General features: G+C 62.3%; 11 protein-coding genes. 6 read left to right on the top strand and 5 right to left on the bottom strand.

Annotated features, from left to right (window positions below; translation table 11 throughout):
* Positions 1-15 precede the first annotated feature (15 nt).
* From GQ59_RS11935 to GQ59_RS11950, 4 genes are all read left to right on the top strand, one after another.
* Positions 16-1,443, top strand: coding sequence for an ammonium transporter (locus GQ59_RS11935; protein WP_037081398.1), 1,428 nt, complete (start codon positions 16-18; stop codon positions 1,441-1,443).
* A gap of 242 nt (positions 1,444-1,685) precedes the next feature.
* A complete protein-coding gene (locus tag GQ59_RS11940; protein WP_037081399.1) occupies positions 1,686-4,385 on the top strand; it encodes an FtsK/SpoIIIE family DNA translocase in 2,700 nt (899 codons plus the stop codon).
* Positions 4,386-4,459: 74 nt separating this feature from the next.
* Positions 4,460-5,116, top strand: coding sequence for an outer membrane lipoprotein carrier protein LolA (locus GQ59_RS11945; protein WP_037081401.1), 657 nt, complete (start codon positions 4,460-4,462; stop codon positions 5,114-5,116).
* 111 nt (positions 5,117-5,227) lie between these two features.
* On the top strand, positions 5,228-6,031 hold the full coding sequence (locus GQ59_RS11950) for an exodeoxyribonuclease III (RefSeq protein ID WP_037081402.1): 804 nt from the start codon (positions 5,228-5,230) through the stop codon (positions 6,029-6,031).
* A gap of 173 nt (positions 6,032-6,204) precedes the next feature.
* Here the strand turns inward: GQ59_RS11950 and GQ59_RS11955 are convergent, their stop codons facing one another.
* Both GQ59_RS11955 and GQ59_RS11960 read right to left on the bottom strand, forming a co-directional pair.
* Positions 6,205-6,660: a cyclic nucleotide-binding domain-containing protein gene (locus GQ59_RS11955; RefSeq protein WP_037081404.1), complete on the bottom strand. Its 456-nt coding sequence runs from the start codon at positions 6,658-6,660 to the stop codon at positions 6,205-6,207.
* A 9-nt stretch (positions 6,661-6,669) separates the two neighbouring features.
* The gene (locus tag GQ59_RS11960) at positions 6,670-7,353 is read right to left on the bottom strand and encodes a response regulator transcription factor (RefSeq protein ID WP_037081405.1); all 684 of its coding nucleotides are present in this window, start codon (positions 7,351-7,353) and stop codon (positions 6,670-6,672) included.
* A gap of 243 nt (positions 7,354-7,596) precedes the next feature.
* On the opposite strand from GQ59_RS11960, the gene GQ59_RS11965 reads away from it, so the two are divergent.
* Entirely contained in the window at positions 7,597-8,157 is a 561-nt protein-coding gene (locus GQ59_RS11965) for a L,D-transpeptidase family protein (protein ID WP_037081406.1), read from the top strand.
* Here GQ59_RS11965 and GQ59_RS11970 read toward each other — a convergent pair.
* Together GQ59_RS11970 and leuC are read right to left on the bottom strand one after the other, a co-directional pair.
* Positions 8,154-8,699, bottom strand: coding sequence for a SixA phosphatase family protein (locus GQ59_RS11970; RefSeq protein ID WP_037081407.1), 546 nt, complete (start codon positions 8,697-8,699; stop codon positions 8,154-8,156). The two genes, GQ59_RS11965 and GQ59_RS11970, sit on opposite strands and share 4 nt — an antisense overlap.
* 67 nt (positions 8,700-8,766) lie before the next feature.
* Complete coding sequence (leuC, locus tag GQ59_RS11975; RefSeq protein WP_037081409.1) at positions 8,767-10,176, bottom strand: 3-isopropylmalate dehydratase large subunit; 1,410 nt, start codon at positions 10,174-10,176, stop codon at positions 8,767-8,769.
* A gap of 323 nt (positions 10,177-10,499) precedes the next feature.
* On the opposite strand from leuC, the gene ppk2 reads away from it, so the two are divergent.
* Positions 10,500-11,414 carry a polyphosphate kinase 2 gene (gene ppk2 / locus GQ59_RS11980; RefSeq protein WP_037081831.1) on the top strand — a complete coding sequence of 305 codons (915 nt, stop codon included), beginning with the start codon at positions 10,500-10,502 and terminating at the stop codon, positions 11,412-11,414.
* A gap of 79 nt (positions 11,415-11,493) precedes the next feature.
* On the opposite strand, the gene GQ59_RS11985 is transcribed toward ppk2, so the two are convergent.
* Positions 11,494-12,312, bottom strand: coding sequence for an amino acid ABC transporter permease (locus GQ59_RS11985; RefSeq protein WP_037081412.1), 819 nt, complete (start codon positions 12,310-12,312; stop codon positions 11,494-11,496).
* Between the last annotated feature and the right edge of the window lie 3 nt (positions 12,313-12,315).

Raw genomic sequence — 12,315 nt, forward strand, 5'->3', positions numbered from 1 at the left:
GGGAGTTTTTTAGCTATGCAATTTAATAGGATTTCCACGCTGGGACGCCTGGGTGCCGCCGCTGCGGCGCTTCTCGCGCCCGCCGTTGCTTTTGCGCAGACGGCTGCCGCACCGGCCGCTGAAGCTGCAGCCGCAGCTCCGGCCATGACGGTCGACAAGGGCGATACGACCTGGATGCTGATTTCGTCCATCCTTGTCCTTCTGATGATCGTGCCTGGTCTGGCACTGTTCTACGGCGGTCTCGTTCGCGCCAAGAACATGCTCTCGGTTCTGATGCAGGTCATGATGATCGCCGCCGTGGCGATGATTGTCTGGGTCACCTACGGTTATTCGCTCGCCTTCACTGACGGTGGCTCGATGAACAGCTTCATCGGCGGCTTCTCCAAGATGTTCCTTGCAGGCGTCGATACGACGACGATGTCGGAAAGCTTCACCAAGGGCGCCGCCATTCCGGAACTCGCCTTCGTCTGCTTCCAGATGACCTTCGCAGCCATCACCCCTGCGCTGATCATCGGTGCGTTTGCCGAACGCATCAAGTTCTCGGCAGTCATCCTGTTCACCATCCTGTGGCTCACCTTCGTCTACTTCCCGATGGCCCATATGGTCTGGTTCTGGGGCGGTCCGAGCGCCTATTCCGGCCCGACCGGCCTGATCTTCGGCTTCGGCGCGATCGATTTTGCAGGCGGCACCGTCGTCCACATCAACGCGGGTATCGCAGGTCTCGTCGGCGCCATCATGGTCGGCAAGCGCACCGGTTTCGGCAAGGACATGATGGCTCCGCACTCGATGACGCTGACCATGGTCGGTGCCGCGCTTCTGTGGGTTGGTTGGTTCGGCTTCAATGCCGGTTCGAACCTCGAAGCCAATGCCTACGCTGCTCTTGCAATGATGAACACCTTCGTTGCGACCGCGGCCGCTATCGTTAGCTGGGCCCTCGTTGAAACCTTCGCTCGCGGCAAGGCTTCCATGCTGGGTGCTGCTTCGGGTGCCGTTGCCGGCCTCGTCGTGATCACCCCGGCTGCCGGCTTCGTCGGCCCGATGGGTGCTATCATCATGGGCCTGATCGTCTCGCCGGTCTGCTACTTCTTCGTCTCGACCGTCAAGAACAAGTTCGGTTACGACGATACGGCTGACGTCTTCGGCGTACACGGCATCGGCGGCATCATCGGTGCGATCCTCACCGGCGTGTTCGTCAACCCGGCTCTCGGTGGTGCAGGCATTGTCGACTATTCGACGGCTGACTTCGCTGCCAGCTATGCCGGCACGGCTACCCAGGTCTGGGCTCAGCTCAAGGGCGTCATCGTCACCCTACTGTGGTCCGGTATCGGTTCCGCGATCCTCTACAAGATCGTCGATCTGATCGTCGGCCTCCGCGTCACGGTCGAAGCCGAGCGCGAAGGTCTCGACCTCGCCACCCACGGCGAAGCCGCTTACCACTCCTGATCACCGGTTCTCGGCGGCGGGTGACCGCCGCCGCATAATCAAGCCGCAGCTTTTTGTGGAAGCTGTATTGGCCCGGGTTTCGACCCGGGCTTTTTTATTCATGTTTTCAGCCTTCGCCGGGCCCGGTTTGGTTAAAGGGACATTAACCACCATCGCGCTATTCTCCGCTGGAATTGCGTGAATCAGCTCTCAGGCTGCCGATTCGCGCTTGGAGTTGCGTTCAAGGACGGCGGGCAGACACGATGGGCAGAAGCAGTTCAGCGGCTATGGCAAACCGGTCCACCCGCCTGGTGCTCACCGCCTTCGTGTGGCGCCAGGCGCTGGCACTCGCCGGTTTCGGCATCTTCCTCGCATTGGCGCTGGCGGTTGCGGCGCTGGCCACCTGGAACGTCGCCGACCCGAGCTTCTCCTATGCGACCGACAATGCGCCGACCAATATCCTCGGCTTTCCGGGGGCAGCCTTCGCCGACCTGATGATGCAGTTCCTCGGGCTTGCAAGCCTCGTCGCCCTGTTGCCGGTGCTGGCTCTTGCCCTGGCATTGATCGCTGGGCGCAAATACGACCGCGTTCCGGCGCGTCTTGCGGCCTGGGGCGGCGGCACGCTGCTCGCTTCCGCAACATTGGGCTGCTTTCCCGCGCCGCTCACCTGGCCGATCCCGAACGGCATCGGCGGTGTCATCGGCGACATGATCCTGCGCTTCCCGGCGTTGTTCGTCGGCGCCTATCCGACGGGCACCGTGGCGATGGTGCTCGGTTGCCTGTTCATCATCCCCTGCGCCTGGCTGATGCTGTTTGCCTCCGGCCTCGTCGGCGAAGCCTTCGCAGACGATGCCGAGGACGACGACCAGCCGGTTGCCGCCGCAAAAACCCGTTCCAAGCGCGAGGAGATCGAGGAAGAGGACGACGAGGACCGGTTTGCCGGTTTCCTGGCGTTCGGCGCCATCGCTCACTACTGGTATATCGCCCAGGCCAGATTGCGTCGCCTTGCCGGCATCAAGCCGCGCAGCCGGATGGATTTCGACCAGCCCTACGATTTCAACGAGGACGAGTTCGGAACGCTGAACGAGCCGGTCCGCGCGAGAGCGGCACCCGTTGCCCCCGGCCGTCGCATGGAGCCCTCGCTCGATGGTCCTGCCGAGCGGATCACCTCGCCGCGTCGGGTGGTGGCAGCTCCGCCGATTTCCCGCCATGACGATGACGAGGACTACGATCCGCCCTTCGACCTGGACGACATGCCGCCGCGTCCGGCCGGCATCCTGGCCGATGACGACGAGGACGATGATGCGCCGTTCGTCGCCTCGCGCGCACCGCAGACCGTCAACGGCGTCCGCGTCCAGCAGCGTGTGGCGCCGTCGGCTGCGCCGCCGAAGCCGAGCGCCCGTGTTGCCCGCGAAGCCCAGGGTTCGTTCATCGCGCCTGATGGCTTCCAGCTTCCTTCCGTCCATCTGTTGAACGAGCCGAAGGCCGTCGCCCGCGACGCCTCGCTGTCCGCCGATGCGCTGGAGCAGAATGCGCGGCTTCTCGAAGGCGTGCTCGAGGACTTCGGCGTCAAGGGCGAGATCATCCATGTCCGCCCTGGCCCGGTCGTCACGCTTTACGAACTCGAGCCCGCGCCGGGCATCAAGTCGTCGCGCGTCATCGGCCTTGCCGACGATATCGCCCGTTCGATGAGCGCGATCGCTGCCCGCGTCGCCGTCGTTCCCGGTCGCAATGCGATCGGCATCGAACTGCCGAACCGAACCCGCGAGACGGTCTATCTGCGCGAAATGATCGGCTCGAAGGATTTCGAGGGCAGCAAGGCGAAGCTCGCCATGGCGCTCGGCAAGACGATCGGCGGCGAGCCTGTCGTCGCCGACCTTGCCAAGATGCCGCATCTGCTCGTCGCCGGTACCACCGGCTCGGGCAAGTCGGTTGCCATCAACACCATGATCCTGTCGCTTCTCTATCGCTACACGCCGGAGAAGTGCCGCCTGATCATGATCGACCCGAAAATGCTCGAACTCTCCGTCTATGACGGCATCCCGCATCTCCTGTCGCCCGTGGTCACCGATCCGAAAAAGGCGGTCGTCGCGCTCAAGTGGACCGTCCGCGAGATGGAAGAGCGCTACAAGAAGATGTCGAAGATCGGCGTGCGCAATATCGACGGCTTCAACAGCCGCGTCGAGCAGGCGATGGAAAAGGGCGAGGTGCTGACCCGCACCGTGCAGACCGGCTTCGACCGCCATACCGGCGAGGCGATGTACGAGACGGAGGAATTCGATCTCCAGCCGATCCCCTATATCGTCGTGATCATCGACGAAATGGCCGACCTGATGATGGTCGCCGGCAAGGATATCGAAGGCGCCGTGCAGCGCCTGGCGCAGATGGCGCGTGCCGCCGGCATCCATGTCATCATGGCGACGCAGCGCCCCTCGGTCGACGTCATCACCGGCACGATCAAGGCGAACTTCCCGACCCGCATCTCCTTCCAGGTGACGTCGAAGATCGACAGCCGCACGATCCTTGGCGAGCAGGGTGCCGAACAGCTGCTCGGCATGGGCGACATGCTCTACATGGCCGGCGGCGGCCGCATCCAGCGCGTCCATGGACCTTTCGTCTCCGATACGGAGGTGGAAGACATCGTCGCCTACTTGAAAACTCAGGGGCAACCCCAATATCTCGATGCGATCACGGCCGATGACGACGAGGATGGTGATGGTGCCGGCCCGGCCGGCATGTCCAATCTGGCGGAGTCGGACGACCCCTATGATCAGGCGGTGGCGATCGTGCTGCGGGACGGCAAGGCGTCGACGTCCTATGTCCAGCGCCGTCTCGGCATCGGCTACAACCGCGCCGCTTCGCTCATCGAGCGGATGGAGCAGGAGGGGCTGATCGGGCCGGCCAACCATGCCGGCAAACGCGAAATCCTGGTGCCGACAGAGGCCGACATCCTCGAACGGTAAGGCTTTCGTGATCGCCACGGGCCGGCCATGAAGCCGCCGCCTTTGGTGCGGAGGAATAACGAAAGGAGACCAGAATGAAGAACGAAAAGACCATCCTTTCAGACATCAATTCCAGCGCGCTCGGCCGCCGGCAGTTTTCGCTGGGTCTTGCGGGCCTGGCCGCGGCTGCCTTTGCGCCGAACCTCGGCTTCGCCCAGAGCGCCGGCAGCGCGGCGGCACAGAAAATCGCCGACCATTTCTCCTCGGTCAAAACCATGATGGGCGAATTCGTGCAGTTCGGCCCGCGCGGAGAGCAGACCGGTGGAAAATTCTTCATCGAGCGTCCCGGCAAGCTGCGCTTCAACTTTGAGGATCCGTCGCCGATCCGCGTCATCGCCGACGGCAAGAATGTCGTCATCGGCAATATGAAGCTTAAGACCTGGGATATCTATCCGCTCTCCAAGACGCCGCTCAGCCTGCTGCTCGCGAGCCGCATCGACCTCGGCAACCAGATGGTCCGCGACGTCAAGGAAGAATCCGATCTCACCACGATCGTGCTCGGCAACAAGACCGTCTTCGGCGATTCGACCATCACCATGATGTTCGATTCCAAGACCTACGACCTGCGCCAATGGACGATCACCGACGCCCAGAACAAGGATACGTCCGTGATGATCTACAACGTCCAGAACGGCGTCAATCTCGACGATAAGGTCTTCATCATCCCCTATGAGGACGTCCGTAAGGGCTGACCTCGACAGGGCTTGGAATCAATGAAGGGCTGCGCTTGACTGCGCAGCCCTTTTTGCTTCTCAGGGACCGCAAAATTCCCTAAAGCTCGCGGCAGAGCCCCGAGGAATATCATGACATTTTCGATTACGACCTGGAATATCAACTCCGTGCGGCTGCGCATGCCGATCGTCCAGCAGTTCCTCGTCCGCCACAAGCCGGACATTCTCTGCCTGCAGGAAATCAAGTGCCAGGAGCCCGAGTTTCCGCTGCAGCCGCTGAAGGACCTCGGCTACCAGCACATCATCATCCACGGCCAGAAGGGTTATCACGGCGTCGCCATCGCCTCGAAGGTGCCGCTTCTCGAAGACCATCGCCAGAACTACTGCGATGTCGGCGATGCCCGGCATATTTCGGCGCTCTTCGAGCGCGGTTCGCGGCGCATTCGTCTGCATAATTTCTACGTGCCTGCCGGCGGCGACGAGCCGGACCGGACGATCAACCCGAAATTCGGCCACAAGCTCGATTTCATCGAGGAGATGAAGGCGCTAAAGGCCGATGCCATGCCCGGTATTTCATCGATCCTGGTGGGCGACCTCAATATCGCGCCGCTGGAGCACGACGTCTGGTCGCACAAGCAGCTCCTGAAGATCGTCAGCCATACGCCTGTTGAGACCGAGGGTATGAAGGAGATCATCGCGAAAGGCGGCTGGCTCGACCTGATGCGCCAGTACACGCCCGAGCCCGAGAAGATCTATACGTGGTGGAGCTATCGCGCCAAGGACTGGGAAGCGGCGAACAAGGGCCGGCGGCTCGACCATATCTGGTCCTCGCCTGATCTCGGGCCGTTCCTGGAGCGTATCGACGTGCTGAAGGAAGCCCGCGGCTGGAACCAGCCTTCGGACCACGTGCCGGTGACGGCGGTGTTCAAGTTCTGATGCAACGTGGGACGTTGCGTCTGGATCCTCGGGTCAGGCCCGAGCATGACGAAAACAAGGGGCGGTGCCGTGCCGTGATCTCCGCCTGAAGAGCATCAAGGTCGTCATCTTCGGGCTTGGCCCGAGGATCCAGACACGAGGCTCGACGATCTAGGACGAAGCTCCTTCGAAGTTCAGGCAAACCGGTCCTGCATCGCCGCCGCCGCCTTGGCAAGGCTGGCGATATTGTCGCGGATGCGGCTTTCAATCACCCGGCCGACCTGCGGATATTCCTCCAGCAGGCGGTGGAACAGCGAGCGGCTGATCTTCAGGGCTTCGGAATCCTCGATCGCAATTGCGGTGAACTTGCGCTCCACCATGGTGACGAGGGCGAGCTCCGACAGCAGCGTACCGGGCCCGACGGTGGCCTCGACCTTCATCTCGCCGCCCCGATCCGCCATCAGCAGCTCGAAACGGCCCCTGGCGACGATGAAGGCCGATTCCGCCGGGGATTTCTCCCGAAACAGCTGCTGGCCGGTCGCCACCTGCCGGCGCTCGGCACCGAAGGCGACGAGGCGCAGCTGGTCGTCGTTCATGTCCCGGAACAGGGGGACCTGCGAAAGCAGGCGGATATCTTCGGTCAGCGACATCAGGGCCCTTTACGGTACGATCTTGTAGCCGCCGTTTTCGGTGACCAGGATTTCGGCGCTCGACGGATCGCGCTCGATCTTCTGGCGAAGACGGTAGACATGGGTTTCCAGCGTATGCGTTGTGACGCCGGAATTATAGCCCCAGACTTCCTCCAGGAGGACATCGCGGGTCACGACCTTCTGACCGGCGCGGTAGAGATAGCGGATGATCGCCGCTTCCTTTTCCGTCAGGCGGATCTTCTTGCCGTCATCGGTCGTCAGCAGCTTCTGGCTCGGCTTGAAGAGATAAGGACCGACCGTGAAGGTGGCGTCCTCGCTCTGCTCGTACTGGCGAAGCTGGGCGCGGATGCGGGCGAGCAGCACGGCGAAGCGGAACGGCTTGGTCACGTAGTCGTTGGCGCCGGCTTCGAGGCCGAGGATCGTGTCGGAATCGGTGTCGTGGCCGGTCAACATGATGATCGGTGCCTTGAAGCCGTTCTTGCGCAGCAGCTTGACCGCCTCGCGGCCATCCATGTCCGGCAGTCCGACGTCCATGATCAGAAGGTCGATCTGGGCGTTCTTGGCCGTCTGCATCGCCTTGGCGGCATTCGCCTCCTGGAGAATTGCGAACTCTTCGTAAAACGACAACTGCTCGACGAGCGTCTCGCGCAGATCGTCGTCGTCGTCCACCAGGAGTATCGTGCGCGCTGCCATGCGTTCTTGCCTTTCGTCTGCCGTTGCGTTCCGACTGTCACTGCCAGTCAATCCAAGCGCATTTAGGGCTCTTCGATGTAAATCCCTACAGCATCAGCCCGAAAATCGGAATCGGTTTTCGGAAAGTACGATGCTTCGATTCAATATGCTAAAGCGTCGTTTGCGCATCCGGAGGATGCGCGGCGCTTTAGTGTGCTATGAATTCAAACGAAATCATATTCAAAGCAAAACCTTGTGAGAGAAATGCAACGTTTTCGCGAGGGAAATCACAAAAAGACGGCTGTCGTCACCGTCCGGACCGCGCCGCGCGACCGGCGCCGGGCAATCGTCTCCTTCGGCGGCATCACCGTGCCGGCAGCGCTCGGGCGTTCCGGCACCACGCCCTTCAAGCGGGAAGGGGATGGCGCAACGCCGATTGCCGCTATGCGCCTGCTCCATGGCTATGTACGTGGGGACCACGTGCGACTGCCTCCCACGGCGCTTTCGATGACGCGGATCGGCAAGGACCTGTTGTGGTGTGATCAGCCGGAGCACCCGGCCTATAATCGCCCCGTCAGGAAACGCCCCGGGGCCCCGTTTCGGCCAAGCCACGAGGAGATGATGCGGGCCGACGGGCTCTACGACATCTGCCTCGTTCTCGACTGGAACATCAGGTCGCGCGCCCGCAACCGCGGTTCGGCGATCTTTTTCCACCTCATCAAGCCCGGCTACCAGCCCACTGCGGGATGCGTTGCCGTCAGCCTTGCCGATATGAAGCGGCTCATCCGCTTCATGCGCAAGGGAACGGTGGTGAGGGTGCTTTAATCGAGCGATCGGGGTGTGACGAACCGTTCGAGACGGCCCGTTGCCTTGCCGATCCCCTGCCAGCCTTCGGTATCGAAGTCGATCACGGCCAGTCCGGCAGTCGGATATTTCGCGGCCATTTTTTCAAGAGCATCGGTATCTCCCGCTTTGACGAGAGACTGCGCAAGCTCCTGCAGTCCGGGATTGTGTCCAATCACCAGGACCGTATGGTGGACGGGCTCGATTTCGTTCAGTATTTCGAGAATGTCGGATGCCGCGGCTTCGTAGATGCCAGCGCAGTCACGAACCTCAGGAGAAGCCGGCAGCTTGGTCTTTACCAGGCTCCATGTCTCCTGCGTCCGCCTTGCGGGGGAGACCAGGACAAGATCGGGGACAAGCTTTTCCCGCGCTATATATTTGGCCATGATCGAGGCGGCTTTCCGCCCCCGTGGCGCCAGCGGCCGCTCTTCGCCCGCCACTCCTTCCGGCCAGGCTGATTTGGCATGTCGAAGCAGGATCAGACGACGGCGCTGCGCGTTCTTCTTTTCCGTCTCGGCAGTCATAACGAAAAGAGTCCTCCGCCGCGGAAGTGCCGCCCGTAAAAGGGCGGCACGGAGGCCTGAAGCGGCGTTATTTCCACTCGCGGATGTCGACGAAATGTCCGGCGACCGCGGCAGCGGCCGCCATGGCCGGCGAGACGAGATGGGTGCGGCCCTTGTAACCCTGGCGGCCCTCGAAATTGCGGTTCGAGGTGGAGGCGCAGCGCTCGCCCGGCTTCAGGCGGTCGTCGTTCATCGCCAGGCACATCGAGCAGCCCGGCTCGCGCCATTCGAAACCTGCATCCTTGAAGATCTTGTCGAGACCTTCGGCTTCCGCCTGTTCCTTGACGATGCCGGAGCCGGGGACGACCATGGCGGAAACGGTCGATGCGACGGTGCGGCCTTCGACAACCTTGGCTGCGGCACGCAGGTCTTCGATGCGGCCGTTGGTGCAGGAGCCGATGAAGACGCGGTCGATAGCGATATCGGTGATCTTGGTGCCGGGCTTCAGGCCCATATACTCCAGAGCGCGCCATTTGGAGGTGCGCTTGGTTTCGTCCTGAATATCGTCCGGGTTCGGAACGGAACCCTCGACCGAGATGACGTCTTCCGGCGAGGAACCCCAGGAGACGATCGGCGGCAGGTTGGCGGCGTCGAGCACGACGACCTTGTCGAAATGCGCGCCTTCGTCGCTCTGCAGCGTCTTCCAGTATTCGAGCGCCATGTCCCAGGCCTTGCCCTTCGGGGCGCGCGGCTTGTCCTTGATATACTCGAAGGTCTTTTCGTCCGGCGCGATCAGGCCGGCGCGGGCGCCGCCTTCGATCGTCATGTTGCAGACCGTCATGCGGCCTTCCATGGAGAGCGCGCGGATGGCCTCACCGGCGAACTCGATGACGTGGCCGGTGCCGCCGGCGGTGCCGATTTCGCCGATGATGGCAAGGATGATGTCCTTGGCGGTAACCCCCGGCGGCAGCTGGCCGTCGACGCGCACCAGCATGTTCTTCGCCTTTTTCTGCACCAGGGTCTGGGTGGCGAGCACGTGCTCGACTTCGGACGTGCCGATGCCGTGCGCCAGCGCGCCGAAGGCGCCGTGGGTCGACGTGTGGCTGTCGCCGCAGACGATGGTCATGCCCGGCAGGGTGAAGCCCTGTTCCGGGCCGACGATGTGGACGATGCCCTGGCGGACGTCCTTTTCGGAATAATATTCGACGCCGAAGTCATGGGCGTTCTGGGCAAGCGCCTCCACCTGGATGCGGCTTTCCTCGTTCTTGATGCCTTCGTGGCGGTCGGCCGTGGTCGGGACGTTATGGTCCACGACGGCAAGCGTCTTTTCCGGCGCGCGGACCTTGCGGCCGGCAATACGCAGGCCTTCGAAAGCCTGCGGTGACGTCACTTCGTGAACGAGGTGACGGTCGATGTAGAGAAGACAGGTGTGGTTTTCATCCTCGGAAACGACGTGGTCGTCCCAGATCTTGTCGTAAAGGGTGCGGGGTGCGCTCATGGCTGCTGTCCGTTAAGCTGACTGAAACAGGAAATGGGTATCCGGCAGCACGGGGCTGCCTCAAGCTGAGGAAAGTCAGCTAAGTCGGTCGCAAAGCGCCCCGGACACCCGCGCGAAAAACCGTGCCGGCAGACGCTTGTGGTCCTGCAGCACGACGATGTGGTTCGCGAGGCATCCGAATTTCGATCCCATGGTGGCTGGAATACCAGTTTCCGAAGAAATCGGCAATCGAATTGCGTTGCGGAAAATCTGTCGCATCTCTGTCATATAGCTTTCGCGGAAACGTGGTTGATCTCAGTTTCAATAACGGAGGAATGCCGACCATGTCCGAGCCCATGCAAGACCAGCTCAGCCGCATCAAGGAAGAGATCGCCGACAGCTTCGATGAAGAGCTGGAAATGCAGATGGAAGAGGACCGGCTCGACGAGCTGGTCGCCGAGGGCATGTCCGAGCCCGCCGAGGCGACGATCGACCGCCGCATCTATTTCCGCGAGCTCTTCCGCCTCCAGCACGAGCTCGTCCGCCTGCAGGACTGGGTACAGTACAAGAAGCTGAAGATGGTCGTGCTGTTCGAAGGCCGCGACTCTGCCGGCAAGGGCGGCGCCATCAAGCGCGTCACCCAGCGGCTCAACCCGCGCGTCTGCCGCACGGTCGCACTTCCGGCGCCGACCGAGCGCGAGCGCAGCCAGTGGTATTTCCAGCGCTACGTGCCGCACCTGCCGACCGCCGGCGAAATGGTGCTGTTCGACCGCTCCTGGTACAACCGGGCCGGCGTCGAGCGCGTCATGGGCTTCTGCACCAAGGACGAACTCGAAGAGTTCTTTCGCTCGGTGCCGGAATTCGAACGCATGCTGGTCCGCTCCGGCATCATCCTCGTCAAATACTGGTTCTCGATCACCGACGAGGAGCAGGAATTCCGCTTCAAGATGCGCATCCACGATCCGTTGAAGCAGTGGAAGCTGTCGCCGATGGACCTCGAAAGCCGCGTCCATTGGGAAGAATATACCAAGGCCAAGGAAGAGATGCTCCAGCGCACCCACATTCCGGAAGCGCCGTGGTGGGTGGTGCAGGCCGTCGACAAGAAGAAGGCGCGGCTCAACATGATCTCCCATCTTCTCGCGCAGGTGCCTTACGAGACCGTGCCGAAGGAACAGATCGACCTGCCGGGCCGCGTCCGGAACGACGATTACATCCGCCATCCGGTGCCGGCGGACATGTATGTCCCGGAAGTCTACTGAACAAAACTGCTGCGCCTGCCGTCGTTGATGCTGTGGGGCGCAGCCAGAGACTGAAACGGGAGGCGGCCTTCGGGCTGCCTCACCGCTCCGTCCGCCTGCGCAATCGGCTCTCGACGCCGCGCAAGGCTAACGACAGGCCGATCGTCAGCAACAGGTAGATATAGGTGACGATCGAATAGGTCTCGAAGAAGCGGAAGGAGCCGGCCGCATAGACCTTGGCCATCTGGGTGATGTCGGCGACGCCGAGGACCGAGACGAGCGACGAATCCTTCGCCATCGAGACGAAGTCGTTGGAAAGCGGGGGCAGGATCACCCGCATCGCCTGCGGAAAGACGATCAGCCGGAAACGCTGCCAGCGGGTGAAGCCCAGTGCCTTTGCCGCCTCGATCTGGCCGATGTCGACGGCCTGGAACCCGGCACGAAAGATTTCGGCGATGAAGGCGGCATAACCGATGGTCAGGGCGATGATCGCCCGCCACAGCAGCGAGACGTCGCGCACGAGAAGCGCCTCGGCCCAGCCGCCCTCGATCAGCGGCGCCAGCGCCCAGTTATAGAGCGTCACGAAGGCCGGTGCGCCGACGAAGGCGATGTAGAAAAGCAGCACGAGGATCGGGATGCCGCGGATGAGCTCGATATAGAAACGCGCCGCCTGCCTCAGCACGACATTGCCGGAAAGACCTGCAAGCGCAATGCCGAGCCCCAGCAGCGTCGCCAGGAGAAAGGCGGCGAGCGTCACCCCGACCGTGATGCCGATGCCCTTGACGACGACATAGAAGACCTGGGAATAGAGGTCGTTGAGGGCGATAACCGCCGCGAGGCCGAGGCAAAGTATCGCGAAGGCGACCAGCCACCAGGGGAAATCCTGCGGCTCGGACGTCCTGCGACGCGAAGGCGCCATGCC

Source organism: Neorhizobium vignae, assembly GCF_000732195.1.
Taxonomy (GTDB): Bacteria; Pseudomonadota; Alphaproteobacteria; order Rhizobiales; family Rhizobiaceae; genus Neorhizobium; species Neorhizobium vignae.

Coding starts and splice junctions, on each gene's coding strand:
- GQ59_RS11945 (WP_037081401.1), top strand. CDS start 4,460: ATGAAGAACGAAAAGACCATCCTTTCAGACATCAATTCCAGCGCGCTC.
- GQ59_RS11955 (WP_037081404.1), bottom strand. CDS start 6,660: ATGTCGCTGACCGAAGATATCCGCCTGCTTTCGCAGGTCCCCCTGTTC.
- GQ59_RS11950 (WP_037081402.1), top strand. CDS start 5,228: ATGACATTTTCGATTACGACCTGGAATATCAACTCCGTGCGGCTGCGC.
- ppk2 (WP_037081831.1), top strand. CDS start 10,500: ATGTCCGAGCCCATGCAAGACCAGCTCAGCCGCATCAAGGAAGAGATC.
- GQ59_RS11935 (WP_037081398.1), top strand. CDS start 16: ATGCAATTTAATAGGATTTCCACGCTGGGACGCCTGGGTGCCGCCGCT.
- GQ59_RS11940 (WP_037081399.1), top strand. CDS start 1,686: ATGGGCAGAAGCAGTTCAGCGGCTATGGCAAACCGGTCCACCCGCCTG.
- GQ59_RS11970 (WP_037081407.1), bottom strand. CDS start 8,699: ATGACTGCCGAGACGGAAAAGAAGAACGCGCAGCGCCGTCGTCTGATC.
- GQ59_RS11985 (WP_037081412.1), bottom strand. CDS start 12,312: ATGGCGCCTTCGCGTCGCAGGACGTCCGAGCCGCAGGATTTCCCCTGG.
- GQ59_RS11965 (WP_037081406.1), top strand. CDS start 7,597: ATGCAACGTTTTCGCGAGGGAAATCACAAAAAGACGGCTGTCGTCACC.
- leuC (WP_037081409.1), bottom strand. CDS start 10,176: ATGAGCGCACCCCGCACCCTTTACGACAAGATCTGGGACGACCACGTC.
- GQ59_RS11960 (WP_037081405.1), bottom strand. CDS start 7,353: ATGGCAGCGCGCACGATACTCCTGGTGGACGACGACGACGATCTGCGC.